At 55.4% G+C, this 25,306-nt stretch carries 23 protein-coding genes; 16 read left to right on the top strand and 7 right to left on the bottom strand.

Going from position 1 to position 25,306, the window contains the following annotated elements; translation table 11 throughout:
* Window positions 1–73 precede the first annotated feature (73 nt).
* Genes FIL88_RS04400 through FIL88_RS04390 form a run of 3 tightly spaced genes read left to right on the top strand, consistent with a single transcriptional unit; the run spans window position 74 to window position 3,136 of the window.
* The gene (locus FIL88_RS04400; protein ID WP_322788876.1) at window positions 74–1,099 is read left to right on the top strand and encodes a lysylphosphatidylglycerol synthase transmembrane domain-containing protein; all 1,026 of its coding nucleotides are present in this window, start codon (window positions 74–76) and stop codon (window positions 1,097–1,099) included.
* Window positions 1,080–2,402, top strand: a complete 1,323-nt coding sequence (locus FIL88_RS04395; protein WP_142852583.1) for an FAD-binding oxidoreductase — start codon at window positions 1,080–1,082, stop codon at window positions 2,400–2,402. The genes FIL88_RS04400 and FIL88_RS04395 overlap by 20 nt, the downstream gene beginning before the upstream one ends.
* The gene (locus FIL88_RS04390; protein WP_142852582.1) at window positions 2,399–3,136 is read left to right on the top strand and encodes an SDR family NAD(P)-dependent oxidoreductase; all 738 of its coding nucleotides are present in this window, start codon (window positions 2,399–2,401) and stop codon (window positions 3,134–3,136) included. The genes FIL88_RS04395 and FIL88_RS04390 overlap by 4 nt, the downstream gene beginning before the upstream one ends.
* Before the next feature lie 90 nt (window positions 3,137–3,226).
* Here FIL88_RS04390 and FIL88_RS04385 read toward each other — a convergent pair whose 3' ends face one another.
* Window positions 3,227–4,672, bottom strand: a complete 1,446-nt coding sequence (locus FIL88_RS04385) for a UbiA family prenyltransferase (RefSeq protein WP_142852581.1) — start codon at window positions 4,670–4,672, stop codon at window positions 3,227–3,229.
* Complete coding sequence (locus FIL88_RS04380) at window positions 4,665–5,516, bottom strand: lytic transglycosylase domain-containing protein (protein ID WP_142852580.1); 852 nt, start codon at window positions 5,514–5,516, stop codon at window positions 4,665–4,667. The genes FIL88_RS04385 and FIL88_RS04380 overlap by 8 nt, the downstream gene beginning before the upstream one ends.
* A gap of 325 nt (window positions 5,517–5,841) precedes the next feature.
* On the opposite strand from FIL88_RS04380, the gene FIL88_RS04375 reads away from it, so the two are divergent.
* The 11 genes from FIL88_RS04375 (at window position 5,842) to FIL88_RS04325 (ending at window position 16,574) form a co-directional block, all read left to right on the top strand.
* Window positions 5,842–6,027 carry a hypothetical protein gene (locus tag FIL88_RS04375; protein ID WP_185960837.1) on the top strand — a complete coding sequence of 62 codons (186 nt, stop codon included), beginning with the start codon at window positions 5,842–5,844 and terminating at the stop codon, window positions 6,025–6,027.
* Between the two features lie 295 nt (window positions 6,028–6,322).
* A complete protein-coding gene (gene cpaB / locus FIL88_RS04370; protein ID WP_142852579.1) occupies window positions 6,323–7,132 on the top strand; it encodes a Flp pilus assembly protein CpaB in 810 nt (269 codons plus the stop codon).
* A gap of 226 nt (window positions 7,133–7,358) precedes the next feature.
* Entirely contained in the window at window positions 7,359–8,777 is a 1,419-nt protein-coding gene (locus FIL88_RS04365) for a type II and III secretion system protein family protein (RefSeq protein WP_142852578.1), read from the top strand.
* Window positions 8,778–8,787: 10 nt separating this feature from the next.
* The gene (locus tag FIL88_RS04360; protein ID WP_142852577.1) at window positions 8,788–9,447 is read left to right on the top strand and encodes an OmpA family protein; all 660 of its coding nucleotides are present in this window, start codon (window positions 8,788–8,790) and stop codon (window positions 9,445–9,447) included.
* Between the two features lie 390 nt (window positions 9,448–9,837).
* Complete coding sequence (locus tag FIL88_RS04355; RefSeq protein ID WP_142852576.1) at window positions 9,838–11,079, top strand: AAA family ATPase; 1,242 nt, start codon at window positions 9,838–9,840, stop codon at window positions 11,077–11,079.
* 16 nt (window positions 11,080–11,095) lie between these two features.
* Window positions 11,096–12,574: a CpaF family protein gene (locus FIL88_RS04350; RefSeq protein ID WP_142852575.1), complete on the top strand. Its 1,479-nt coding sequence runs from the start codon at window positions 11,096–11,098 to the stop codon at window positions 12,572–12,574.
* On the top strand, window positions 12,575–13,543 hold the full coding sequence (locus FIL88_RS04345) for a type II secretion system F family protein (RefSeq protein ID WP_142852574.1): 969 nt from the start codon (window positions 12,575–12,577) through the stop codon (window positions 13,541–13,543). It begins immediately after the preceding gene.
* Between the two features lie 12 nt (window positions 13,544–13,555).
* Window positions 13,556–14,530, top strand: coding sequence for a type II secretion system F family protein (locus FIL88_RS04340; RefSeq protein WP_142852573.1), 975 nt, complete (start codon window positions 13,556–13,558; stop codon window positions 14,528–14,530).
* Between the two features lie 30 nt (window positions 14,531–14,560).
* Window positions 14,561–15,169, top strand: coding sequence for a tetratricopeptide repeat protein (locus FIL88_RS04335; RefSeq protein ID WP_246066602.1), 609 nt, complete (start codon window positions 14,561–14,563; stop codon window positions 15,167–15,169).
* 31 nt (window positions 15,170–15,200) lie between these two features.
* Window positions 15,201–16,067 carry a tetratricopeptide repeat protein gene (locus FIL88_RS04330; protein ID WP_142852571.1) on the top strand — a complete coding sequence of 289 codons (867 nt, stop codon included), beginning with the start codon at window positions 15,201–15,203 and terminating at the stop codon, window positions 16,065–16,067.
* Between the two features lie 6 nt (window positions 16,068–16,073).
* On the top strand, window positions 16,074–16,574 hold the full coding sequence (locus FIL88_RS04325) for an A24 family peptidase (protein ID WP_142852570.1): 501 nt from the start codon (window positions 16,074–16,076) through the stop codon (window positions 16,572–16,574).
* Between the two features lie 77 nt (window positions 16,575–16,651).
* On the opposite strand, the gene FIL88_RS04320 is transcribed toward FIL88_RS04325, so the two are convergent.
* A complete protein-coding gene (locus FIL88_RS04320; protein ID WP_142852569.1) occupies window positions 16,652–18,328 on the bottom strand; it encodes a hypothetical protein in 1,677 nt (558 codons plus the stop codon).
* A gap of 117 nt (window positions 18,329–18,445) precedes the next feature.
* On the opposite strand from FIL88_RS04320, the gene FIL88_RS04315 reads away from it, so the two are divergent.
* A complete protein-coding gene (locus tag FIL88_RS04315; protein WP_142852568.1) occupies window positions 18,446–19,759 on the top strand; it encodes a P-loop NTPase family protein in 1,314 nt (437 codons plus the stop codon).
* A 201-nt stretch (window positions 19,760–19,960) separates the two neighbouring features.
* Entirely contained in the window at window positions 19,961–20,755 is a 795-nt protein-coding gene (locus FIL88_RS04310; protein WP_142852567.1) for a crotonase/enoyl-CoA hydratase family protein, read from the top strand.
* An 84-nt stretch (window positions 20,756–20,839) separates the two neighbouring features.
* Here FIL88_RS04310 and FIL88_RS04305 read toward each other — a convergent pair whose 3' ends face one another.
* From FIL88_RS04305 to FIL88_RS04290, 4 genes are all read right to left on the bottom strand, one after another.
* Complete coding sequence (locus FIL88_RS04305; protein ID WP_142852566.1) at window positions 20,840–21,526, bottom strand: hypothetical protein; 687 nt, start codon at window positions 21,524–21,526, stop codon at window positions 20,840–20,842.
* A gap of 196 nt (window positions 21,527–21,722) precedes the next feature.
* Entirely contained in the window at window positions 21,723–22,613 is an 891-nt protein-coding gene (gene folD, locus FIL88_RS04300; RefSeq protein WP_142852565.1) for a bifunctional methylenetetrahydrofolate dehydrogenase/methenyltetrahydrofolate cyclohydrolase FolD, read from the bottom strand.
* A 17-nt stretch (window positions 22,614–22,630) separates the two neighbouring features.
* Window positions 22,631–23,524, bottom strand: coding sequence for a bifunctional 5,10-methylenetetrahydrofolate dehydrogenase/5,10-methenyltetrahydrofolate cyclohydrolase (locus FIL88_RS04295; protein WP_142852564.1), 894 nt, complete (start codon window positions 23,522–23,524; stop codon window positions 22,631–22,633).
* 77 nt (window positions 23,525–23,601) lie between these two features.
* The gene (locus FIL88_RS04290; RefSeq protein WP_142852563.1) at window positions 23,602–25,278 is read right to left on the bottom strand and encodes a formate--tetrahydrofolate ligase; all 1,677 of its coding nucleotides are present in this window, start codon (window positions 25,276–25,278) and stop codon (window positions 23,602–23,604) included.
* Window positions 25,279–25,306: the final 28 nt, after the last annotated feature.

The following is a 25,306-nucleotide window of genomic DNA, read 5'->3' as shown; positions in this document are numbered from 1 at the left end:
AATTAGCTCTCGCCAAAACGGCAGAGCTTTCATAATCTCGCCGCAATCCCCCGCCATAAGCCGGGCAATGACAATGAGCAGCACGAACCCAGCATCGTCAACCACAGCGAAACAATCTGTGCGCGCAGCCCCAAACCGGCGGTTGCGGGATACATTTGTTCTTCTGGGGTTATTCGGCCTTGTATTGGCCGGAGTGATCGGTTTGGCGGCCGCAACGGGCTGGGAAGAAACCCGCGATCAGTTGATGAAGCTGACCCTTGGGCAGTTTGCCATCCTGCTGGTGCTCAGTCTTGTAAACTATGTCTTTCGCGGCCTCAGGTGGCACATCTTTGCCCGCAAACTGGGCCTACCTACCGGGCTGGTGCAGGATCTGCGTCACTTCCTTGGTGGCTTTGCCATGTCGGTCACTCCGGGCCGCGTGGGTGAACTGGTTCGGATGCGCTGGCTGCGTCGCGAAACAGGTTGGAGCTTCGAGCGCACCGCCCCATTGGTTCTGATCGACCGGGCGTCGGACCTGACGGCCATGGCGCTGATCCTTGGTTTGGCATTGGCCTTCTCAACAACGGGCATCGCGGGCGGTCTGCCCGTGACGATTTTGGCGCTGATCGCAGCTTTTGCCGCCACCCGCCCCCGGCTTCTGGCAGGCTTTGCCACGATGGGCCACCGCCTGACGGGCCGCTTTCCGCGCCTTTGGGCCAAGTTGCGTCGCGCCGCCGGATCTTTGTCAGCCTTCACATCGCCCACCTTGATCGCCGCAGCAGCACTGATCGGCGTCATTGGCTGGATTGCCGAAGGTTATGCGTTTCATCTGCTTCTGATGTGGATGGGGGCTGATATCGGCTTTGCCAAAGCGGTCGCCATCTTCGTCTTTTCGACATTGGCTGGGGGCCTGACAGGCGCACCCGGCGGCGTTGGCGGTGCCGAAGCCGCTATGGTCGCCCTGCTTGCGCTGGAAGGCGTTCCGCTGGAAACCAGCCTGCCCGCAACCATCATCATCCGCGTCACCACCCTTTGGTTTGCGATCGGGATTGGCTTTCTGATCTTTCCCATCGCCGAGAAATTTTCACTGAGACATCACAATGGTTTGGAAAACATCTGAGTATTCTGGCTGGGGCCGTGTTCAACACGCCACGGCAGAGCTGGCCCGTCCCGAGCGCGCCAGCACCCTAAAAAGCACGCTGGCGGATACGCCCTGCCCTGCGATTGGAAATTGCAGATCCTATGGTGATGCGCCTCTGAATGACGGGGGCCGCGCCATCGACATGACGCGGTTGAACCGCATCTTGGATTTCGACGCCGAAACCGGCGTAGTCACAGTCGAAGCGGGCATTACCATCGCCACGCTGGCCAAGGTTTTCGCGCCCAAGGGCTGGCTGCCCGCTGTCATGCCCGGCACTGGCTTTGCCACAGTTGGCGGCTGCATCGCGCAGGATGTGCATGGCAAGAACCACCACAATGAAGGCAGTTTTGGGCAACACGTCTTGTCGATCACTCTGTTAAACGGGACCAAACGCACAGTCGCCACGCCCGGCCGTAACGCCGGTCTGTTTCGTGCGACGATGGGTGGCATCGGGCAAACCGGTGTGATCGCCGAAGCCAAGCTGCAGCTAAAGCCCTGCCCCGGCGACGTGATGATGGTGACGGAACAACGCGCCGAGAACTGGGACACCCACCTTGCGCTTCTGGACGCCAGCCAAGCCAGCTATTGCGTGGGTTGGATCGACGCGACTGCGACCGGGGCTAACCTTGGACGCGGTATTGTCGAAGAGGCCGAGCTTGCCGCGGGGCTGCTGCCAAAACCCAAACCTGCCAAGACGGTGCCGATGAACGCGCCGGGATTTGCCCTGTCTGGTCCCATCGTTCGGACATTCAACAATACCTATTACCGGCGCGTCCCGACATCGGGCCGGTCATCGGTCAAACGGATCGACGAGTTCTTTTTCCCGCTCGATAAGATCCATGATTGGAACCGTCTGTATGGGAAACGAGGGTTCTATCAATTCCAGAACGTTGTGCCTTTGGATCAGGCCGACGCGTTGAAAGCTATGCTTTCGGAGATCGCAGGGGTTGGTCTTGCCTCGCCTCTTGCGGTTTTGAAGCGTATGGGACCGGGACGCGCAGGGCATATGAGCTTCCCGATGGAAGGGTATACGCTGGCTGTGGACTTCCCTGCACGCGACGCGGCGCCCGAGCTTATTGCGATGCTGGAAGACATGACCGTTGACGCAGGCGGGCGGCTTTATCTGGCAAAGGATGCGCTGGCGACCGGCCCCGCGATCAAGGCAATGTACCCAGAACATAGCGATTGGGTGAAGGCGGTAAACAAAGCGGATGCCGACCACGCCTTGGAAACCGACATGGTGCGGCGGCTTGATCTGCGCACAGCAGGAGATGCGTCATGACACAGAATTGCTGGATCATTCTGGGGGCGACATCTTCGATGGCGCGTGGGTTTGCGACTGCCGTGGCCGATCAAGGGGCCAGCGTCATTCTGGCGGGCCGCGATATGGACGATTTGAAGCGCTCAGCGGCTGACATGTCCGTGCGCGGTGTCGACGCCGTCGCCATGAAGTTCGATGCGCGTGACAGCGCCACGTTCGCGCCAATCATCGCGCGGGCTGAACACATGGAAGGCGTGATCAATGCAGCCGTCTTCGTGGGCTCGATGCCTTCACAAGATGCAATTGACGCGGATCCCAACCTGATCGAGGGCGTTGTTCAAGACAGCCACACTGGCCCCGCAACATTCCTGACCCAACTTGCCCCGGTGATCGAGGCACGCGGCGCGGGCACCGTGGTCGGTGTGGGATCCGTTGCCGGAGATCGCGGGCGCATCGGGAACTACGTCTATGGCTCGGCCAAGGCGGGCTTTGCCACCTATCTGTCGGGATTGCGCAACCGTTTGACCCGCTCGGGTGGGCATGTGGTGACCGTGAAGCCCGGTTTTGTGGACACAGCCATGACCTGGAGCGTCGACGGTATGTTCCTTGTCGCCTCGCCCGAGGCAGTTGCCAAGGATATCCTGAAAGCAGTGGAAAAACAGAAGAACGTGATCTACACGCCCTTTTTCTGGCGCTACATCATGCTGATCATCCGCAACATTCCCGAGTTCATCTTCAAAAAGATGTCGATCTGACCTGCCCTTACGGGCATGTCTTTCCGTCATCGGTGGCCCGTGCCTGCGGCACGGGTCCTGGGCGCAGTTTTGCGGGTTGTGGAAGCGCGATCACAGCGCGCTGAACCACGTCTGCCACAGCCCAGCCGCATAGAACATAATGGCCAGTGTCATCAGAATCAGCCCAATCCCGCGCTTGTCTTTCATGGCAAAGACGATCGGGTCGTAATCCTGCTTGCCATGCCACCCAAGTGACACCATGCGGATAAGCCACCACGCCAGCGGAATTTCAGCGACCCAAATCAACCAGCGCGTCTTGTAAAGGCCGATGGCTTGTTCGGTGAAGGAATACAGGAAAAAGGCAACCAGAGCCGCAACAACGCCAAGGCCCGCGACATTCAGAAGGTCTGGACGGTCTGCGCGGCCATAACCTCGTCCTGGCAACCGCTCATCTGTCGTCGCCAAGGTAAGTTCAGTCAGTCGCTTCACACAGCCAAGCGCCAGGAAAACCGGGAAGATGAAGACGAGCAGATAACCCGAGATATAAATCCCGGTGGCGGCCGCTCCCGCCACAACGCGCAACGTATAGAGCGACGCGAGCACAGCAATATCGACCCAGCGCATGCGTTTCAGTTTGAGCGAATACGCCAAGGAAAGCGCCATATAGAACGCAACAACACCGAGAAACGCCCAAGACAACGACGATGCCACGCCCAATGCAATGGCCGCAAGCAACACGAAGCACAGCATGCCGATCGGGATGGGCACCGCACCCGAGGCAAACGGGCGCTTATGCTTGGTGGCATGCAGACGATCAGCCTCGAGATCCAGAAGGTCATTCACCAAATAGATCGACGAGGCGGCAGCAGAAAAGGCGATGATTCCCATGAACGCCGCAAAGATCGTGCCCGCGTCGAAAGCATGGGCCGCGATCATAGGCAACAGAAGCAGGACGTTCTTAACCCACTGGTGCGGGCGAAAACTGCGCAGAACATCAGCCAGACGCCAACCACCTTTGACCTGCGTCAAAGGCTGACCGCGTGCTTCGATCTGCCGGGCGGACGCGGTGTCTCTGACCACAATCGCATGATCCGCCTTCGCCCAGACCGCCCGATCCACCGACGCGTTTCCCGCATAGTCAAAACCAGCCTCGCCAAAGGCCTCAACCAGCACATCCGCCTTATGGGCGCCTTTCAGGTTCGTCCGCCCATCAGAGGCAAAGATCCGTTCCGACAGATCGTGATCCTTGGCCAACTGCACGACTAGCGGGTGATGTGACGCCGAGGCGAGGATCACCTCTCGCCCATCCGCCTTAGCGTCGGTAGAAAGCTTGACCACCTCTGTCTCGACCGGCAACAAATCTGTACGAAGACTAGAGATCTCAGCCAGTTCGGCTTTCAAACGCGCGGGAGCATTCAGGTTCGAAACGCTGACGCGCAGCGTACGAATCGGATCCTTTCCCAAAGCGGCCCAGAAACACTCGAACAGAATATCCGTGCGCAGAAAGGTTCCATCAACATCCAGAACCAAAGGTTTCATGTGTTTAATCTTAGCCATCCGATGAGGAATCCATCACTTTGAAAACACACCCATCCGTCAGCAACTCGGGTGGCGTTACACATAGCCCACGCGCCACCCCCCAAGCAGCCAGCACTTTTGGGACATAGGCGCGGGTCTCAGGATACGGCGGAATGCCACCGTGCTTTCCAACCGCATTCTCACCCGCGTTATAACCGGCGAGCGCGAAGATTGGGTCGCCTTGGAAGTTCTTAATCAACCATTCAAGATAAGCAACGCCGCCTTTGATGTTCTGAGCGGGGTTCGTGCTGTCGGTCACACCAAAGCGCTCCGCAGTGGCGGGAATAAGCTGCATCAACCCTTCTGCACCAGCGCTGCTGATCGCCTGTTTGTTACCCGCGCTTTCCACCGAGATCAAAGCCACCACCAGCGCAGGCGACACGGACGTCCCCACGGTCTCACGCAAGATATGAGTTCCATGCGCACGCGCAATGTCTTGTAGATGCTGGAGCCGTGGCTGGGGAATCCCGTCCCGATCCGCCACTGCACCAATTGCCTTCTGAGTATTGGCTGGCCCAGAATCTGACAGTTTCGGAGAGACCTCTTGCCAGAACCAATCCCAAGGGGTCGGCGCAGGAATGTCCACTTCGATGTCCGGGATATCGATGGCTTCTGGTTTCGCAGGAACTGCGAGTGCCGCGGCCTGCTCTTCTGGATCGATCTGAACATTCAAACGATTGGCTGTACCTGCTTGAGGAACGGATACACGCTTGAAGGTGAAATCGCGAAATGGCGGCGGGTCGTCCTGTGCAAACACAAAACCTCCCAACGCGAAGGAGCACACTGCTCCTATATATATGCCTGTATATGTGCTTAGCCGCATTTTGCGGTTCTCTACTCTACCTCAGGGACTGATTCACTTCTCGCAGATTGGCGAAAAAAGAGCTAGTTTTTCCTCAACCTTATTCAATTACCCTAAGCAAACTTCGACAAGCCTGAGCAAACCCTGATGCGAAGTTTATTTTTTATCGTTAGTTAACAATATGTTAATTTATCTTCAGAAAAAAAACTATACAAAGCGATAAAACGTACGAAACGCGCCCAATTCTTGCCCCATTCGAGTTGCTTATTGTCACCGTGAATAGCGACGATGTAGGAAATCCTGCAAACGCTTACTAATTCTAAATGCCTAACCAAGGAAAAAGACCATGAAAATGATCGATATGTTCAAAACCTTCGCTGCCGAAGAAGACGGTGCTGTAACTGTAGACTGGGTTGTTCTGACTGCAGCCATCGTAGGCCTTGGCCTTGCCGTTATGCTGTCGGTTCGCGGCGCAACCGAAGGCCTGGCAACCAAAATCTCCAACAAAATTATGACCATGGATGCCAAGTAAATCTCTTTTCAGAGAATTACATTCAAAGGCCGCACTTATGTGCGGCCTTTCTTGTTGAAGCCCCACCCTTTTTCGACACGCCCCACATCGCCGCGCGCCCATACAATTTCACACATTGGTCCGTCAAAAGCTTACTTGCGCTGAAACTTCAAAAAAACAGCCCCACACGGAAGATAAGGCTGGATAATGGCAACAATTCCCGTGTAAATCGAGAAAGTCCTGCATAGCGCACAACTGCAACCAGGCGAAATGACAAGCCGCAGCGCTCAGGGAAGTTAAATCGAAAGGGATTCGGATGCGCTTAATCTTCGGACTGGTCTTGGTTATCGGCGTCGGACTGGCTGGATTTGCCGTCTACATGGCACGCGAATTCATTGGAGGACAGCAAGCGCAACTTGCTGCCGAACGCGCTGCACGTGCAGAAATGGTTCAAACTGTTGATGTATTCGTGCTTAACAAGCCCGTACGTTACGGTGAGCGCATTACGGAAGAAGATCTTCGTGCCGTCAAGTGGCCCGAGAACGCCATTCCTGAAGGAACCTTCAGCCTTATTAGTGAAGTGTTCCCAGAGGGAGAGCCAAACTTCCGCACTGTAGTTCGCGCTATGGAGAAAGATGAAGCATTGATGCAAGTCAAGGTTTCGAAACCTGGCGCAGAGGCCGGCGTGTCGTCGCGCTTGTCGCAAGGCATGCGAGCATTCGCTATTCGGGTTGATGTCAGCTCGGGTGTGTCCGGCTTCCTTCGTCCGGGCGACAGGGTAGATGTCTACTGGTCCGCCCAGAACGCCACCAAGCTCATCCTGGCAAGCGTAAAGCTGATCGCTGTCGACCAAACCGCCGATGGCGACCGAGCCGCGCCGACCATCGCCCGAACAGTTACCGTTGAGGTAACACCACGTCAGGTTGCCGCGCTTGCACAGGCGCAAGCCAGTGGGCGCTTGTCATTGGCGCTTGTCGGAGCTCAGGATGAGACCACCACCGACGCCGTCGAAGTGGATCAAGGTGACCTAATAGGCGAAACAGAAGCGCCAGAAGAGCAAAGCTGCTCAATTCGCACACGCCGCGGCGCGGAGACCATCGAAGTTCCGGTTCCGTGCCCGGAGTGAGGTATTAAAGCCACCGAAAAGGCCGGACAAGCAAAAAGTGTTGCTTTCTGCACACATAAGGTTCGGCCTTAAGGCTATTAATTGTTGATTTTTCAACGTTACCGCGCAATATTTCATCCAATATGCGGTAAAGGCCCCAAAAAGAGGGCTTCATCGTCAACGAGCATTAGGGACTCCGGTCTAAATCGGAGCCCCGCCCACAACGTGGTCAGAGAGGCAGGATCACATGAAGATTGATAGTATTGTTAGGGCAGCCCTATTGGGTCTGTCATTGGGAGTTGGTTCCGCGCCTATTGCAGGTTTTGCGGAAACGCTGAAGGTCACTGACACTGGCCCATCTCGAGCACTGACGGTTCCAATGAACCGAGCCGTGGTCGTGGAAAGCGAAACCCCCTTTGCGGAACTTTCCATCGCGAATCCAGGTATCGCGGACATTTCGACATTGTCGGATCGCACCATCTACGTTCTGGGTAAAACACCCGGTCGTACGACACTAACCCTGTTGGGTCCAGATGGCTCGCTCATGAGCAATGTCGACGTGCACGTCACCCCAGATATTAGTGAATTCAAAGAGCGCCTGCGCCAAATCCTTCCTGGCGAAGGTGTTGAAGTGCGTACCGCCAATGACGGCATTGTCCTGTCTGGCGTTGTTAGTTCGCCAAGCAAAATGGCACTCGCAATGGAACTTGCACAGCGCTATGCACCTGAGCGCGTTTCCAACATGATGAGCGTCGGTGGCACCCAGCAGGTGATGCTGAAAGTCCGCTTTGCTGAAATGAGTCGCTCAACACGAAAAGCACTGTCCAGCTCAGTTCGGCTGGGAAATGCACCCGGCAGCAGCGTCAATGTTGGCGGCACTACCGGAACTTGGCTTAGAGATGGTAATAGTCTTCCAGACGCCAAGCAAATTACCGTTGGCGCAGACAAGCAAGGTGTTATGAGCATCGGCTTCGGCGCGGGCAGCTTCAGCGTCGGCGTCCTGCTGGAAGCCCTTGAAAGTAAAGGCGTTGTTCGCACATTAGCCGAGCCCAATCTGACAGCATTGTCGGGTCAGGAAGCAACGTTCTTGGCGGGTGGAGAGATACCGACCCCCGTACCCCAAGATGGTGGTGTTACAACAATCGAATTCAAGCCATTCGGCGTCGAACTCGCGTTTGTTCCCACGGTGTTGACGGATGACGTGATCAATCTCGAACTGGTGGCCGCTGTTTCATCTATCGACCGAGCGATTGCTGTTCCTGTAGGCAATGGATTCGTGAATGGCTTTCGTCGTCGTGAGACGAAAACCACTGTCGAACTTCGCGATGGCGAGAGCTTTGCAATTGCAGGCCTGATTGAAGATGACTTTCAGGACGCAGTTGGGGCCGTTCCATGGCTTGGTGACCTACCAGTTCTAGGCGCACTCTTCCGTTCAAGCGAGTATCAGCGTCGCCAATCTGAATTGGTTATCATCGTATCCGCACACCTTGTCACGCCGACACGCGGCGAGTTTCTGGCCGTCCCGACGGACCGTATTCGCCCCCCTTCGGAGAAAGATCTGTTCCTGAATGGCAAAACTGCTGCTGCCTCCGCACCCAAAGCCGGCATAGCGGCTGAGGTTGCCAAACAGGACTTCTCGGGCTCTTACGGCTACGTGATGGAATAAGGACCAGGACATGAAACGGATTAAACCACTTCTCGCCGCGTCGTCTGTCATCGCATTGTTGGCAGGTTGCGCAGATAACCCTCAGGCGCTTCATTTCTGGACAAATGAAGCCGGGGATCACTTGAATGAAGGCGGCTTTAGTGCCCCGACAGCGCATAACATTGGTGTTCATACCGGTGAGATCAACGTTGTCCAAGCGCTTGCTGATCGCTTCAGCCGCGAGGTTGGCGATACGGTGAACTTCGAGTTCAACAGCGCTAAGCTCTCGCCAGAGGCACAGGCCATCCTGAACACTCAAGCCACTTGGATCCAGCAATTCCCAGAGATGCGGTTCCGCGTCTATGGTCACACGGACCTCGTCGGTTCGTCCGGGTATAATAAACGCTTGGGCATGCGTCGCGCACGTGCTGTCGTGAACCACCTCGTGTCGCGTGGCATCAGCCGTAGCCGTCTTGAGGCCGTGGTTAGCTTTGGCGAAACGCGCCCGCTGATCCGGACTGAGATGCAAGAGCTGCGCAACCGTCGTACCGTAACCGAGGTAGTTGGCTTTGCCAACAATCGAAAAGCAACGCTTCTGGATGGTAGATATGCCCAGATCATCGATCGCGAATATGTTGCAAGTGCGACCGCTCCTACTCGAATTCAACAAGTAGGCGGCGGCGAAGAATAGACGGCCAAACCAATTTGACGATGGGGCGCAATAGTGTTGCGCCCCATTTTCGTTCCGTGTCAAGGAATTGTCGGGGAGTGAGCAAACGTCAATTAACGCACTTTTGATTTATTTCGTTCGTTATCAATGCTATAGTGGGTGTGAATTTGGCAACTTGGATCGTAGGGTCCACCGTCATTTTCGTTGAATAAAGAGAAACAGATCCTTTCCAAATGGATCAATCGTCCATAAGGTGTTTGCAATAACGCCTTTAGGGCCGCATTCTTGCCTAGTTTCCCTGTAACGGTTCAAGCTGTAGGGGGCTCTTTGCATGTTTGCGATTAGAAGTTGACGAGAAACCGGTTGCCGAAGATACCAGTGCGGCGGACCGGATACGAAAGGAACGAGGATATGAGTGACAGCACCGCGCTTCAATCAGACCCGGAACCGATCATCGCGTGCACTGTTTCGCGGGATGTACAAAATTTCGACCTTCTGATTGAGGATATGGAAGCTGAATTGGGTGAAGCGTGGGGGGATCTGCCGCTTGATGACGCCGTAACCTTTTTTTCGCAACCTGACGCCCAAGATCTCGAGTTCATCGCAATGGCTCTGGACGATCAGGACGAAGCTGATCTGACCAATGTAGCATCCGTGATTAAGGTCGCAGTTCAACGTAAGATTAAAGTCATCGTCATTGCAGAAGAGATGAGCCCAATCGCTCTTCATCAACTTCTGAAACTAGGGGCCGAAGAATTTGTCCCTTATCCGCTTCCAAGTGGAGCGCTTCATGATGCCATCAAGCGTATGCGCCAGAAGGACGCCGCAGCAGCAGTGCCTGCTGGCGATACACCCGTCGTCAGGTCAACCGGAAATCGCGAAGCTGTCATTTTGGCTGTGCAGCCCATGGCGGGCGGCACAGGGGCGACGACCCTAGCTGTCAACCTCGCATGGGAGTTGACACAGGTGGAAGGCAACACGCCGCCACGGGTTTGCCTGTTGGATTTTGGCCTGCAGTTTGGCTCGACCGCAACTTATCTTGACCTGCAACGGCGCGACGTTGTGTACGAACTTCTTTCTGACACAGAGATGATGGATCAGGAGCTTTTCATGCAGGCACTGCAGCCGTTCGATGAGCGCCTGCAAGTACTGACCGCACCGCCAGACATGCTTCCTTTGGATATGATCAGCGTTGAAGATGTTGGGCGGATTGTCGAAATGGCACGCACCAATTTCGACTATGTGATTATCGATATGCCAAGCACATTGGTGCAATGGACGGAAACCGTTCTCCAAGCTGCACATGTCTATTTCGTGACGCTGGAATTGGACCTTCGGTCAGCGCAGAATACGCTTCGGATGATCAAAGCGTTGAAGTCGGAAGAACTGCCCGTTGAAAAACTACGATATGTTTTGAATCGCGCACCCAAATTCACCGATATGTCAGGGAAATCGCGTGTAAAACGCCTGGCAGAAAGCCTGGATATATCGATCGAGCTTATGCTGCCAGATGGTGGAAAGCAGGTGGCTGAAAGCAGTGACCACGGCTCCCCTTTGGCCAGCTCTGCCCCGAAGAACGTTCTGCGCAAAGAACTGCAGAAGCTTGCTAAATCCGTGCACGACTTGAACCAGTCAGACGTCGCGGCCCAATAAATCTATCGGAGTCACTATGTTCTCGCGCTATAAAAAACCTGAAAGACCCCAAGCAGGCGGAGCTCCAAAACGATCGGCGGCGACTGGCGGCGGGCTTGAAGATGGCATCCTTTCTGCTCCACCGCCTAAAAAGGCCCCTGCCCCGAAAGCTAAGGCGGCAGAACCGGCCAAAGCGCCGGCCGCTGCCCCGGCCTCGGCGGCACCATCAGACAAAGAGCGCAAGCGCAAGGAACGCCTTTCAGAGATTAAGACAGAGCTTCACAAAGAACTGCTGGATAACCTGAACCTGGGTGCTCTTGAATCCGCGACAGAGAAGGATCTGCGCTCGGAAATCACCGATATTTCATCGGAGTTTCTGACCAACCGCGATGTTGTTCTTACACGAGAAGAGCGTCTATTCCTGAACCAAGAGCTATATGACGAAGTCAAAGGGCTTGGACCGCTCGAGCCGCTGTTGCAAGACGAATCTGTCAACGACATTTTGGTGAACGGTCCGCAACAGGTCTTCGTTGAGCGCGCTGGTAAGCTTGAACTGACTGACGTGACCTTCAAAGATGAACGCCACCTTCTGCGTATCATCGACAAGATCGTATCGGCCGTTGGTCGTCGTGTGGACGAACAGAACCCCCATGTTGACGCCCGTTTGACTGATGGTTCACGTTTCAACGCTATGGTTCCACCGATCGCGGTTGATGGCTCGCTCGTTTCCATTCGTAAATTTAAGAAAGACAAGCTGGGCATCAACGAACTGGTCAGCTTTGGCGCGTTCTCGGAAGAAATGGCTGCGTATCTGCAAGCCGCGGTGGCCACCCGTCTGAACGTTATTGTATCCGGAGGTACCGGTTCTGGTAAAACGACCACGCTGAACGCCCTGTCTTCCTTCATCGACGATGCCGAACGCATCCTGACGATCGAGGATACGGCGGAACTTCAACTACAACAGACCCATGTGGGCCGGATGGAAAGCCGTCCTGCCAACGTTGAAGGCAAAGGCGCCGTCAGCCAGCGCGACTGTCTAAAAAACGCCCTTCGTATGCGTCCTGACCGCATCATCGTCGGCGAGACGCGTGGCGAAGAGGTTATCGACATGTTGCAGGCCATGAACACCGGCCACGACGGATCGATGACCACGATCCACGCCAACTCGGCCCGCGACGGTATTTCACGTCTGGAAAACATGGTTGCAATGGCAGGTATCGAAATGCCCCTGAAAGCCATCCGCAGCCAGATTGCATCGGCTGTGAATCTGTTGGTTCAGGCCAGCCGTCTTCAAGACGGCTCACGCCGAATGGTCTCGATCACTGAGATTACCGGCATGGAGGGTGAAGTGATTTCGATGCAAGAAGTGTTCCGCTATGAGCGTCTTGGGCTTGCTCCCGACGGCAAGATCATCGGGCGCTTCAACGCAACGGGAGTGCGTTCACACTATGCTGAACGGTTCCGACAGTGGGGCTATGACCTGCCCGCTTCGATCTATGAGCCTTGGAGCGACTAAATGACGATCTCAGCCGAGCCAATTATCTATGGCCTGATCTTCCTGGCCGTATTGCTGCTGGTCCAAGGTATCTATCTGACCGTTTTTGGGAAATCCATTAGCCTAAACAGCAAGGTCAACCGGCGCCTGGACATGCTGGAAAAGGGCGCTGCACGCGAAGAAGTGCTGGAAAAGCTCCGCAAGGAGATGAGCCAACACGTTCGCGCGCAGGGTTTGCCGTTCTATTCCCTTCTGGCGACGAAGGCTCAGAAGGCCGCTATTGCCTTTACACCTGGACAGCTGGTTTTGATCATGGTCGGGCTGTCCGTTTTCGCATTTTTCTGCCTCAGCGTCGGCACCGCGTCAGGCTTTGGCGTTCGCCTCGGTATATCCATCGCCATGGGCTTTGGTGGCGTATTTATGTGGGTCAACAACACGGCCAAAAAGCGGATGGATATGATCGAAGAGCAGCTGCCCGACGCCGTCGAGCTTATGGTACGCTCACTTCGCGTAGGGCACCCTTTCGCTTCTGCCATTCAGATTGTTGCGAAGGAAGTTCCCGATCCGCTTGGCACGGAAATGGGCCTGATTGCCGACGAAAGCGCCTATGGGCGGGAGGTCGGCGAAGCTTTGGCGAGCATGGCCGAGCGAATGGACAATCAGGATATGCGCTTTCTAGCGGTCGCTGTAACGATCCAGCAGACTTCAGGGGGTAACCTTGCAGAAATTCTGGACGGACTCGGTAAGGTTATTCGTGCACGGTTCCGTCTGTTTCGGCGTGTGCGTGCCATCACTTCCGAGGCCAAATGGTCTGGAAATTTCCTGTCTGGATTCCCACTTCTCGCACTCATTATGATCAACCTTGTTGAGCCGAACTATTACGACGAAGTTCGCGATACTCCCTATTTCATGCCTGCATGCCTGATCGTTGCCGGCTTTCTGATCGCAAACGTTTTCGTCATGCGTATGCTTGTTAACATTAAAGTCTAGGTCACCTATCCCATGCAATTCATCACCGACTTTTTGACAGAGCTCCTTGGTCCCGCCGGACCAATTCTGGCCTTGGGGGGGATCGGGATCGTTTTGGTCGTAGCCACGCTTCCCATTCTTTTACGCAAGCAGGTGGATCCGCTAGACAAGATTAAAGAGTTGCGTCAAGGGAACTCAAAAAAGGTCGAGAAAGCAGATCTTCGTGTTGCTCAGGGATCAAACAAACTTGAGAAGTACTCGGCTTTCCTTGAGCCGCAAGATGAGGCCGAGTATTCTGCAATTCAGCTAAAGCTCCTGCAAGCGGGATATCCCGGCAAAAATGCGGTTCAGACCTACCATTTCCTGCAGCTTGCGCTTGCCATTGGTCTTATGGTGGTTGGGATCTTCATCACCATTCTTAAGACTGCCAATGACCAAGAACTAACGACTCAGGCACGCATGATGTGGATTTTGGGTCCCGGCGCGCTTGGCTACTTGTTTCCCAAGTACTGGGTTACGCGTCGCGTAGAGGAGCGTCAGGAAGAAATCACCAACGGCTTCCCCGATGCTTTGGACATGATGCTGGTCTGTGTTGAAGCGGGGCAGTCGTTGGACCAAGCGATCCTTCGTGTGGCCAAAGAAATTCGCCCTTCATATCCCGCACTTTCTGACGAATTCACCATCGTTTCCAACGAAACCAAAGCCGGTAAAGATCGCGTTCAGGTTTTGCGTGACATGGCAGAGCGCTCAGGGGTTGCAGATGTCGCCAGCTTCGTGACCGTGATGATTCAATCCGCAACCTTTGGTACGTCAATTGCCGAAGCGCTTCGTGTATACGCAGGCGAGATGCGCGACAAACGTGTTATGCGCGCAGAAGAAAAAGCCAACAAACTTCCTACTAAGATGACGTTGGCGACAATGATGCTTACCGTTCCACCCCTGCTGATCATTCTGATCGGACCATCAGTTTACGGAGTTGCTCAAACTCTGAGCAATATCAGGTTCTGACGGGATCAAAAACACCTAAGGATGTACTCATTGACCGCTCGCCCACGTCTTTTCCAAGTCACAAACAGACTTGGTTTACGTTCGCTGCCCCTCCTTGCATGCGTGGTGGTATTAGCAGGCTGCCAGAAAAACACCTCGGGTTTTGAAAGCGCCGCGGACAGTCCGTATGCTCCCGGAACCTTTAATGCAAACGATGATGCTGTTGATGGGCTGACGGTTGGGCACAGGCTGACCGCAGCAGGCGAGCATGAGTTGGCGCTGAAGGCCTATAAGCGGGCCGCCGCAGAACACGGTATCACCGTGGATGTCCTATCGGCCATCGGTTCGGCAAATTTGCAGCTAGGGCGCTTAGGCCAAGCGGAAAAGATCCTCCGAAAGGCCACTCAGATCGACGTGGAGTTCGCCCCGGCCTGGAATAATCTAGGCGTCGTATTGATGGAGACGGACCATGTCAGCGAAGCGGCCCGCGCTTTCCAGCTCGCATTTGGCCTGAATCGTGGCCAATCTGCCGAGATCCGAGAGAATTTGCGCCTTGCGCTCGCAAAAAGAAACAATCCGGACTATGCTCCCGCAGATAATGATACATTCTCGCTGGTGCGTCGTGGATCAGGTGACTACCTGCTTCTGTCCGAAATCTAGACGAGAAGACGAGCAGCAGAGGACGCGAACAATGCGCCACCCTATTCTCCTTGCACTGTGCGTAAGCAGCGCCTTGGCCGTGACGGCCTGCCAGAAACCAAAGAGCGACGGCGAAGATGTCGAGCGGGCTTTGGAGGATCTCAACGTCATCGATGAAAGCAACCTGAACGACATTATGTTGACAGTCGGGGACGCCAACGAGGCCGCAGAATACTTCCGTCGAGCTACCGCGCAGAACCCGGAACGGATCGACCTGCAGCGCGGTCTTGGCCAGTCTTTGGTTCGCGCCAAGCGCCCGTCAGAAGCCGTCGGCGCGTGGAAAAAGGTCGTTTTACTTCCCGGAGCAACCCATGAAGATCGTGTTGCGCTCGCAGATTCTTTGATCCGCTCGGGCGATTGGAAACAGGCCGAAGCCGAACTGAACAAAGTTCCGCCCACCCACGAGACTTTCCGCAGATATCGTCTGGAAGCTATGATTGCTGACAGCAAAGAGAACTGGAAGAAAGCCGACAGCTTCTATGAGATCGCAGTGGGTCTGACGACCAACCCCGCATCTGTTTTGAACAATTGGGGGTATTCCAAACTGACCCGTGCCGACTATCGTGGTGCTGAGGATCTGTTCACACAATCGCTCAGCTATGACTCTAAGCGCTTTACCACCAAGAACAATCTAGTTTTGGCCCGAGGAGCACAGCGTAAGTATGATCTCCCCGTCATTTCAATGACACAGACCGAACGCGCGCAACTTCTGCATACAATGGCTCTGTCTGCCATCAAACAGGGAGATGTTGCGACGGGCAAAGGCCTTCTGAAGGAAGCGATCGACACGCATCCGCAGTATTTCGAGGCCGCCACCCGTGCGCTTGAGGCTTTAGAAAACAACGTGTCAAACGGATAAGATTAAATGCATACCACCCTTACTCAATGGGCGGCGACCCTCTTCCTGCCGTTGGCCACCCTAATTTCCGCTTGGGTGATCTGGTCGGACCTGTCACGCATGAAAATCCCGAACAAGGCGGTCTTGGCCCTTGTGGCAGGATTCGCCATATTGGGCTATTTTGCGCTGGATCTTCACGAGTATCTATGGAGATGGGCACATTTCGCGGTCGTTTTGGCCATAGGCTTTTTGATGCATCTGGCACGGATGCTCGGGGCCGGAGATGCAAAGCTCGCTGCTGCGATTGCGCCATTCGTTGCCCTGTATGACACATTTTTGGTGTTAACAATTTTCGCGGTGATGATCCTGCTTGGCTTTGCCATCCACCGCTTCTTGCGTCGGATTAAACCGCTTCGGGAACTGACGCCAGACTGGGAAAGCTGGTCACGAAGGGATTATCCTATGGGATTCAGTATCTGCCTGACATTCCTGACCTATCTGGTGCTGGGCGCGCTATACGGCGCCTGATCTTATCAAGAACTTGAAGAGAGCCCGCTGTCTGATCTGTGGGCTTTCTTGCGTCAAGATGCCCAAGCCACAACACGTCATTTGGTTTCACCTGTTGACGAAACTGGCACGGCTTTCTCTCCGGGAAGCGTGTAAAGCGTATATAGTTCAGTCCGGCGAACCTCTTTCATTTCCCCAGCCCATCTTTGTGCTGAGATCTCGTTCAAGATGGTCTTCCGTGTCTCTGCCGACACCGGACAGTTGGGCACCAGCAAATAGTCTGCGTTCTCGATCCCCGACAACTCACCGTAATACCAAGGAGCACCCTTCTTGAGCGGAGTGAGATCTGCGTAAAGCCAATGGCTTGACAGAAGATCTGCTGTAAAAAACTGCTTTCCCTTGCCGCCGTCCCAGTTGGCAAGGTCATTCGCAATAGTCTCAAACCAACCAACCAACCCAACTTCCAGCGTACAAAAGGGAATATCCTCGCCTAGAAATTTGACCGAGGTGCTGTCACGTTTTGCATATTCTTTGTAGCTGGCAAAAGCGGTGCCCTCGCCATCCATAGCTGCCCGGAAGTCCAGTTGGAAAGCCCTTGGTGCATATGTCCGAAGATTTTCATGGACTTCCGACCCGGGAATTAAGGGGGCGTATTTCTCGGCGTCTAGTGCATAATGGCGCATTGGGCTTGCCAACAAATTCACGATACTAGGCGTTGCCAGCGCGAATGCGGCTACCGCACAGAAGCTCGCAGACAATCGCAGGTTCCATCCGAATCCGTTGGACAGGCCTTCATCGGGAAGACGTGCGAACAGCAATAACCCCAGCAACCACAACCACTGGGGATCGTTTCCATAATTCTGGTATGTCACATAGAAGAATGCTGGCGCGAGCAGCAAAAGCATCAAACCTTCAGACCGTCGGCCCGCCTGTCTCATGACTACCACTGACGCTAGCATCACCAATGATCCGCCAAGATAGGCTGGTGCGCTGACAACATAACTAAAGTCATGACCTGGCTGAGGCCGCACCTCTGAACCGGCGACGTTCAAGAGATCCCCCAAATAGGCCAGCCAAATTGTAGGCGTTCCGACAATCATCGTCGCAACGACCGCCGAAAGCAGGCCAGCCACGATGGCCCACAACACGGTACGCCCTGCCCCACGCGCCAACAAACCGATCAGTACCGGCAAGAAAAACGCAGCAAAGTAGGTTGCCTTTGTCAACGCCATCGCGGCCATCATGAAACCAACAAGGACTCCATCAAGAAGTGCATGAGTTCGGGCAGTGCGCGGTTTCAACATTGCAGTTGTGATTGCCAGAAAGGCCGCAGCCCATGCCCACCGATTGTAATGCATTGAGATCGAGATCGCATCCTCGGCCTCACCCGGCACCATGGCAACACATAAAACCACAATGGTCACTGCGAACAGATACGCCCAGCCGCCAGAAAAGCGACTGCGCGCGACCCACCAAATAAAAGGAGATAATACAGAAGCGACCAGAATTTGTCCGGCCAGCATTGCCTGGCCTGCTCCCAGCCCCGCCTTCAAGAACATCACAATAGGCGCAAACGCCAAAATCCCAATCGGGGTGACAAAATCCAGATGCGGCCAGTCTCCGTCCTGCATTCGGAACAGGATTTGCACCAAATGCAACGTGTCCCCCTCATGCTTCCCTATGTAGAGTCCTCCCTTCAAAAGGGCCAGACCAGCATAGACCAGCAAAAGCGCGCCAATGAAAGCCGCCAAAATCTTACCATTATTTGCGCGCATACCTGCCCTCATTCTTTTGTAGCCAAATTAGCGTCAATGCATTCTCAGGCAAGGCTTTGTGTGCCAGAAAAAAGAATATATACACGTGCTAACTGAACCAAAGATCGGGCAACGAAAATGAATGTGCAACCGTCTGATATGATTGCGCCTCAGGGGCTAAAAACTGCAAGCGACCTTGGGCTCACCACGGTCATGATGCGTGACATTTTGCTGAAAACAATGTTTCGCACCAATCTGGAACGGATCACCGATTTGGAGCGCGTGCTTTGTGTCCCGGCCCGTGTCGCGCAAGAACTGGTCGATATGTGTCGTGACCTAAGCTTGATCGAGGCCATGGGCACGCTCCATGCCGGTGCGCAAAGTTCGGAAATGGGCTATCGCCTATCCGACACAGGCAAAGCGCGTGCACTGGATGCCCTGTCCCAGTCCGAGTATTTTGGCGCAATGCCCATTCCAATGGATATCTACGCCAAGCAAGTAAAACGTCAATCGATCCGCAACATCACCATGACGCGCGATCAGTTGACCGGCGCAATGGGGCATCTGATTCTCCCACCGAATCTACTGGATCAACTCGGGCCAGCGGTTGGATCTGGCCGCTCGATCCTGATGTATGGCCCACCGGGTAACGGTAAATCGTCGATCTCGAACGGTATCCGTGACGCACTTGGGGACAAGATCTACGTTCCACGCGCAATCGAGTATTCCGGGCAGATCATCACAGTATATGACCCAATTGTGCACACATCGGCCGAGAATAATGACGAAGACGGGAACTCGCTGCGCCGCGCGACCAAGAAATACGACCGGCGCTATGTCTTGTGTGATCGTCCCACGGTGATCACCGGTGGTGAATTGACGCTGGACATGCTGGACCTAGTCTATAACCCAACGGCGCGGACCTATACTGCATCGTTGCAGCTTAAATCTACAGGCGGCGTCTTCATCGTGGACGACTTGGGCCGTCAGGCAGATCCGCCCCAGGCCCTGATCAACCGTTGGATTGTGCCGCTTGAAGAAAGCAAAGATATTCTTGCGCTGCAATCGGGTGAGAAATTCGAGGTTCCGTTCGACACTCTGGTCATTTTCTCGACCAACTTCCACCCGAACAAGATCTTCGATAAGGCGGCCTTGCGCCGGATTTTCTACAAGATCAAGATCGATGGTCCCGAGCAAGAGGACTACTTGAAAATCTTTGCCATGGTGGCGAAGAAGCGAAAAATGCCCTTGTCGCAAGATGCGTTGGTTCATCTGTTGAAGAACAAATATCCGACCATTGACAACATTTATGCGAACTATCAGCCGATCTTCCTGATCGATCAGATGATTTCAATCTGCGAGTTTGAAGGTATTCCATATCAAATGACCCCGGATCTGATCGACCGCGCATGGGAAAACATGTTCGTCAAAGAAGAAGAAATCGTTCACTGATCTGAAGCTTTGGTGACCATGAACAGGGGCTGGCACATGCTGGCCCCGTTTCCATTTGCTCAAGATGTACAAAACGCACTGCACTACCCCTTCAAAACACTCAGAAAGCAAGCTGTGTCAATGGAAACACTTGCCGCAACGTGAGACTTGCCTGCACCGCCTCCGGCGACGAGAATTTCAGTGAACACAAAGGATGAAATTATGTCAGATCGCGTTTCTATCACTGAAGAAAACCAAGTCGCAACTGTCACGCTGACCCGCGCAGACAAACGCAACGCGCTGGATCTGGACATGATCCGCGCAATCGTCGACGCGGGCGAAACACTGGCCACACGCAAGGACATCCGCGCGGTGGTGCTGGCCGGTGACGGACCCGCGTTTTCCGCCGGGCTGGACCTGAACGCCATGCCGCAGATTGCGCAGTTCGCGATGCAGGGCGGCGTGTTTTTGGAGCGCACCCATAACAACTCGAACCTTTTCCAAGCCGCCAGCATGGTCTGGGCTGAAATGCCTCAACCCGTGATTGCCGCCGTGCATGGCTATGCGTTCGGCGGCGCGTTTCAGATCATGCTTGGTGCTGACATGCGCATTGCTGCGCCAGACACGCGCTTTTCCATTATGGAGGGCCGCTGGGGCATCATCCCCGACATGGGCGGCATGGTCCTGATGCGCCGCTTGGCGCGGGGCGACGTGATCCGCAAACTGACCTATTCCGCCGAGCAATTCGAAGCCCCCGCCGCGCTCGATTGGGGCTTTGTGACCGAAATTTCCGACACCCCGCTGGAGCGCGCCCACGCCATCGCCGCCGAGATCGCATCGAAATCCCCCGACGCCATCCGCGCCGCCAAAGCCCTGATCCGTGACACCGAGCTCACGGACACCCGCGAGACGCTGATTACTGAGAGCAAAACGCAAGAAAAGCTGATGGGCACGCCCAATCAAATGGAGGCTGTGATGGCCGGGATGCAAAAGCGGAAGGCGGAGTTTAAGGATTAAGAGGTGGTTGTCAGAGAAATGAAAGTTGAGAGCCCAAAGCTGTATTGGTTGCGTCACGTTCGAATGTCAGCTTCTGAGCGAACGTCAAAGATCGTAACCATTTGCTCCTGGCAACCAAAGGCGCACCTCGGCGCTAAGCACATCAACGCCCTGGAAGCCAGCGGGACCTTCGAGGACAAACTCGTTTTCAGTGTTACTTTGCCTCCCTATGTCGAGCAGCAGCTCCGCAAGCAGCAATGAAGGTTCAAGTCGTCCAAAGCCCTCAACCGTATCCCGGGCTTCCCAAATATCGGTTGGCGGCGTTTCACTGTCGCTGCATTTGAGGTGAAACGCTGGAAACTCGGTCAATCGGTCTGCAAAAAGTGGATGCCTTGAGCGTTCGCGGGGCGCATAAACAAATTCCTTCAGGGCAATTCTGTTAGCTGTGCGTCCAATTGAGAGCATCTCAGATCCCAAGACTGACAGATACCGATATTCGGTCACTTCATTCGTTAGTGTGATCCAGAGGTCTTTGGCTTGAAAAGCCGCGGCGAGCATTGAAAGACCAAGCGAACGATAGGCGTCCTTGGTGGCGGAAATTTGTAAGTATTCGACGCGCATTGTATCTAAGTACTGGTGCGTACCGCGTCGGATAGCAAAGTCCGGCAGCTCTAAGTTTTTCGATATGTCTGGAAACATATTTGCGGTGAGCTCATAGTGATCATCGTCTTCAGCCATACGCGGCAGCAACGAATTTGCTCTTTTGCACCAATCAAACAAATCAGACGCCATTGAACCCTCCATCTTCGCCTATCAATCGCCTTGTTGCTCAATCAATAATTCTATCTTCCCGCATTTGAACAGTGCAGCATAGCAAACACTCAAATATGCTCGGCTGACGTCCATTTTGTTCCACATAGCCTAAGCCCAAAACGAAAAACAGCGCCAAGTTCCCCTGACGCCGTCTCAATTCTCTTAAGCTCCAATCTTACGCCGTCAGCCCGTCCGGCTCGGCCAGGCCGTTGGCGCGGCAGCAGGCGGTTAGGGTGTTGGCCAGAAGGCAGGCGATGGTCATCGGGCCGACGCCGCCGGGAACCGGGGTGATGGCCCCTGCCACTTTGGAGGCGCTTTCAAAGTCCACGTCGCCGACCAGCTTGTTCTTGCCGTCACGCTCGATCCGGTTGATGCCCACGTCGATCACGGTGGCGCCTTCGCGGATCCAGTCTCCGGGAACCATTTCGGGGCGGCCTACGGCGGCAACAACGATGTCCGCGCCGCGCACGACCTCGGGCAGGTCTTTGGTACGGCTGTGTGCGATGGTGACGGTGCAGCTGTCGCCCAGCAGCAGTTGCGCCATCGGCTTGCCCACGATGTTCGAGCGGCCAATGACAACGGCGTTCATCCCTGACAGCGATCCGTGGTGGTCGCGCAGCATCATCAAGCAGCCCAGCGGGGTGCAAGGGACCATAGATTTCTGACCGGTGCCCAGAAGGCCCACGTTCGAGATGTGGAACCCGTCCACATCCTTGGCCGGGTCGATCGAGTTGATCACAAGGTCTTCGTTCAGGTGACCGGGCAGCGGCAGCTGGACCAGAATGCCATGTACGGCAGGGTCATTGTTCAGCTTGTCGATCAGCGCCAGAAGATCTTCTTCCGAGGTGTCGGCCTCCAGCTTGTGCTCATAGCTGTTCATGCCCACTTCGACGGTCTGCTTGCCCTTCGAGCGGACATAGACCTGCGATGCGGGATCTTCGCCCACCAGCACCACGGCCAGACCTGGCGTGATGCCGCTTTCTTCTTTCAAGCGGGTTACGTGACCCGCGACTTTCTCGCGGACAGTTGCGGCAAATGCTTTGCCATCAATGATCTGAGCCGTCATCACGCTCTCCTTATCTGTCAGTCAAACTCGGAACGCGCATAGGCGTCACGATAGTGATTCATCTGCATTTCAGTTGCCAATACCGCGTTGGACATGAGGGTCGCAACCGTCACGGGGCCGACGCCGCCGGGAACCGGGGTGATCCAGCCGGCAACTTGGCTGCAGCTTTCGAAATCGGCGTCGCCCACGGTCTTGTCGTCAACGCGGTTGATGCCGATGTCGATCACCGCGCAGCCGGGTTTCAGCATCTCGCCCGTCACCAGACCGGGCACGCCCACGGCGACGAATACCGCGTCGGCAGCACGGCTATGCATCGCGACCGAGCGGGTCATGTGGTGACACACAGTGACCGTCGCACCCAGCCCCATCAGAAGGAAGGCGATGGGTTTGCCGACGATTTCCGAATGGCCAATCACGGTGACGTTAAGCCCTTCCATATCCAAGGGCAGAGTTTTCAGGATTTCCACAGCAGCCACAGCGGTACAGGGCCCCAGCGCCAGATCGTTATAAACGATGTTACCGATGGACGCGGGGTGCATCCCCTCCACATCCTTCAGCGGATGTACCAGCTTTTGCAGGGTTTTCACTGGGATATGATCGGGCAGCGGGCGCTGAATGATGATCCCGTTTACGCGCGGGTCGGCGTTCAGGCCCTGGATGATACCCGTCAGTTGTTCCAGAGAGGTCTCGGTGGGATAATTGCGCGCCTCGAACTCGACCCCGGCGCTTTTCGCCGATTTCTGCTGGTTGCGCACATAAAGTTCGGCGGCGGCGGCGTCGCCAACGGACAGCGACACCAGCTTGGGCGACCAACCCTTGTCAGACAGTTCGGCTGCGCGTGCGGCCACATCCTTGCGCAAATCGGCAGCAATCGCCTTGCCGTCGATCAGAGTGGCAGTGTTGCCAATCATGGCCCATTCCTTCTTTGCGGGGTTTTGAGGGTTCTGAAAAGTGAAGGGCGGGAAAGTCCCGCCCTTCATTATCCTGCTTAGAACAGGCCTTCGATTTCGCCTTCGGCGTTCAGGCCGATGGACAGCGCCGCAGGTTTGCGTGGCAGCCCCGGCATGGTCATGATGTCGCCGCAGACGACAACAATGAAGCCAGCACCCGCGGACAGGCGAACCTCGCGCACCGGCACCGAGTGGCCGGTGGGTGCGCCGCGCAGCGACGGGTCGGTCGAGAACGAATACTGGGTCTTCGCCATGCAGACCGGCAGATCGCCATAGCCAGCTTCTTCCCAGTCACGCAACTGGTTGCGCACTTTGGCGTCAGCCAGAACTTCGTCAGCGCGGTAGATGCGCTTGGCAATGGTCTCGATCTTTTCGAACAGCGGCATGTCGTCCGGATAGATCGGAGCGAAAGCTGCAACGTCAGCATCGGCGATTTCCGCAACGCGGGTTGCCAGATCGGCTGAGCCTTCCGAGCCCAGCTCCCAGTGACGCGACACGATGGCTTCGGCGCCATGTCCGTCCACATAGTCCTTAACCGCAGCAACCTCGGCGTCGGTGTCGTTGACGAAGTGGTTGATGGCAACCACAACCGGTACACCGAAGGATTTCAGGTTTTCGATGTGGCGGCCAAGGTTGTCACACCCTGCTTCGACGGCCTCGACGTTTTCAGCGCCCAGATCGGCCTTTGCAACGCCGCCATTCATCTTCATCGCACGCACCGTCGCAACCAGTACGACCACCGAAGGGGCCAGACCTGCCTTGCGGCACTTGATGTTCATGAACTTCTCGGCGCCAAGGTCGGCACCAAAGCCAGCTTCGGTCACAACATAGTCCGCCAGTTTCAGCGCGGTCTTGGTTGCGATGACCGAGTTACAGCCGTGTGCGATGTTGGCAAACGGGCCGCCGTGGACGAAGGCCGGGTTGTTTTCCAGCGTCTGCACCAGGTTCGGCTGCATGGCGTCTTTCAGCAGAACGGTCATTGCACCGTCGGCACCAATGTCGCGGCAGTAGATGGCTTTACGCTCGCGGGTGTAGGCCACGATGATATCGCCCAGACGCTTCTGCAGATCCTGCAGGTCGTTGGCCAGACACAGGATCGCCATGACCTCTGAGGCCACGGTGATGTCGTAACCGGTTTGACGCGGGAAGCCGTTGGCAACGCCGCCCAGCGAGCACACGATGTCACGCAGGGCACGGTCGTTCATATCCACCACGCGACGCCATGCAACGCGACGCTCGTCGATTTCCAACTCGTTGCCCCAATAGATGTGGTTGTCGATCATAGCCGACAAGAGCGAGTGTGCCGAGGTGATGGCATGGAAGTCACCGGTGAAGTGCAGGTTCATCTCTTCCATCGGCACCACTTGCGCGTAACCGCCGCCAGCAGCGCCACCCTTCATACCGAAGTTCGGACCCAGCGATGCTTCGCGGATACAAACCATGGCGTTCTTGCCAATGCGGTTCAGACCGTCGCCCAGACCAACTGTGGTGGTGGTCTTACCTTCACCTGCCGGGGTTGGGTTGATCGCGGTCACAAGGATCAGCTTGCCGTCCTCTTCGGACTGGACCGAGTTGATGAAGTCCTGGCTGACTTTGGCTTTGTCGTGGCCATAGGGCAGCAGGTGCTCGGTCGGAATGCCCAGCTTGTCGCCGATTTCCTGAATCGGGCGTTTTTTGGCTTCACGGGCAATTTCGATATCAGATTTATAGCTCATGGCAGATCCTTCAGAAACGAGAGCATGT

The organism is Aliiroseovarius halocynthiae, from assembly GCF_007004645.1.
GTDB lineage: Bacteria > Pseudomonadota > Alphaproteobacteria > Rhodobacterales > Rhodobacteraceae > Aliiroseovarius > Aliiroseovarius halocynthiae.
This window is presented reverse-complemented; position numbering and strand designations above follow the sequence as displayed.

Excerpts from the sequence above, each read along its gene's own strand:
- FIL88_RS04400 (WP_322788876.1), top strand. The coding sequence starts at position 74 with ATGAGCAGCACGAACCCAGCATCGTCAACCACAGCGAAACAATCTGTG.
- FIL88_RS04395 (WP_142852583.1), top strand. The coding sequence starts at position 1,080 with ATGGTTTGGAAAACATCTGAGTATTCTGGCTGGGGCCGTGTTCAACAC.
- FIL88_RS04390 (WP_142852582.1), top strand. The coding sequence starts at position 2,399 with ATGACACAGAATTGCTGGATCATTCTGGGGGCGACATCTTCGATGGCG.
- FIL88_RS04385 (WP_142852581.1), bottom strand. The coding sequence starts at position 4,672 with ATGGCTAAGATTAAACACATGAAACCTTTGGTTCTGGATGTTGATGGA.
- FIL88_RS04380 (WP_142852580.1), bottom strand. The coding sequence starts at position 5,516 with ATGCGGCTAAGCACATATACAGGCATATATATAGGAGCAGTGTGCTCC.
- FIL88_RS04375 (WP_185960837.1), top strand. The coding sequence starts at position 5,842 with ATGAAAATGATCGATATGTTCAAAACCTTCGCTGCCGAAGAAGACGGT.
- cpaB (WP_142852579.1), top strand. The coding sequence starts at position 6,323 with ATGCGCTTAATCTTCGGACTGGTCTTGGTTATCGGCGTCGGACTGGCT.
- FIL88_RS04365 (WP_142852578.1), top strand. The coding sequence starts at position 7,359 with ATGAAGATTGATAGTATTGTTAGGGCAGCCCTATTGGGTCTGTCATTG.
- FIL88_RS04360 (WP_142852577.1), top strand. The coding sequence starts at position 8,788 with ATGAAACGGATTAAACCACTTCTCGCCGCGTCGTCTGTCATCGCATTG.
- FIL88_RS04355 (WP_142852576.1), top strand. The coding sequence starts at position 9,838 with ATGAGTGACAGCACCGCGCTTCAATCAGACCCGGAACCGATCATCGCG.
- FIL88_RS04350 (WP_142852575.1), top strand. The coding sequence starts at position 11,096 with ATGTTCTCGCGCTATAAAAAACCTGAAAGACCCCAAGCAGGCGGAGCT.
- FIL88_RS04345 (WP_142852574.1), top strand. The coding sequence starts at position 12,575 with ATGACGATCTCAGCCGAGCCAATTATCTATGGCCTGATCTTCCTGGCC.
- FIL88_RS04340 (WP_142852573.1), top strand. The coding sequence starts at position 13,556 with ATGCAATTCATCACCGACTTTTTGACAGAGCTCCTTGGTCCCGCCGGA.
- FIL88_RS04330 (WP_142852571.1), top strand. The coding sequence starts at position 15,201 with ATGCGCCACCCTATTCTCCTTGCACTGTGCGTAAGCAGCGCCTTGGCC.
- FIL88_RS04325 (WP_142852570.1), top strand. The coding sequence starts at position 16,074 with ATGCATACCACCCTTACTCAATGGGCGGCGACCCTCTTCCTGCCGTTG.
- FIL88_RS04320 (WP_142852569.1), bottom strand. The coding sequence starts at position 18,328 with ATGCGCGCAAATAATGGTAAGATTTTGGCGGCTTTCATTGGCGCGCTT.
- FIL88_RS04315 (WP_142852568.1), top strand. The coding sequence starts at position 18,446 with ATGAATGTGCAACCGTCTGATATGATTGCGCCTCAGGGGCTAAAAACT.
- FIL88_RS04310 (WP_142852567.1), top strand. The coding sequence starts at position 19,961 with ATGTCAGATCGCGTTTCTATCACTGAAGAAAACCAAGTCGCAACTGTC.
- FIL88_RS04305 (WP_142852566.1), bottom strand. The coding sequence starts at position 21,526 with ATGGCGTCTGATTTGTTTGATTGGTGCAAAAGAGCAAATTCGTTGCTG.
- folD (WP_142852565.1), bottom strand. The coding sequence starts at position 22,613 with ATGACGGCTCAGATCATTGATGGCAAAGCATTTGCCGCAACTGTCCGC.
- FIL88_RS04295 (WP_142852564.1), bottom strand. The coding sequence starts at position 23,524 with ATGATTGGCAACACTGCCACTCTGATCGACGGCAAGGCGATTGCTGCC.
- FIL88_RS04290 (WP_142852563.1), bottom strand. The coding sequence starts at position 25,278 with ATGAGCTATAAATCTGATATCGAAATTGCCCGTGAAGCCAAAAAACGC.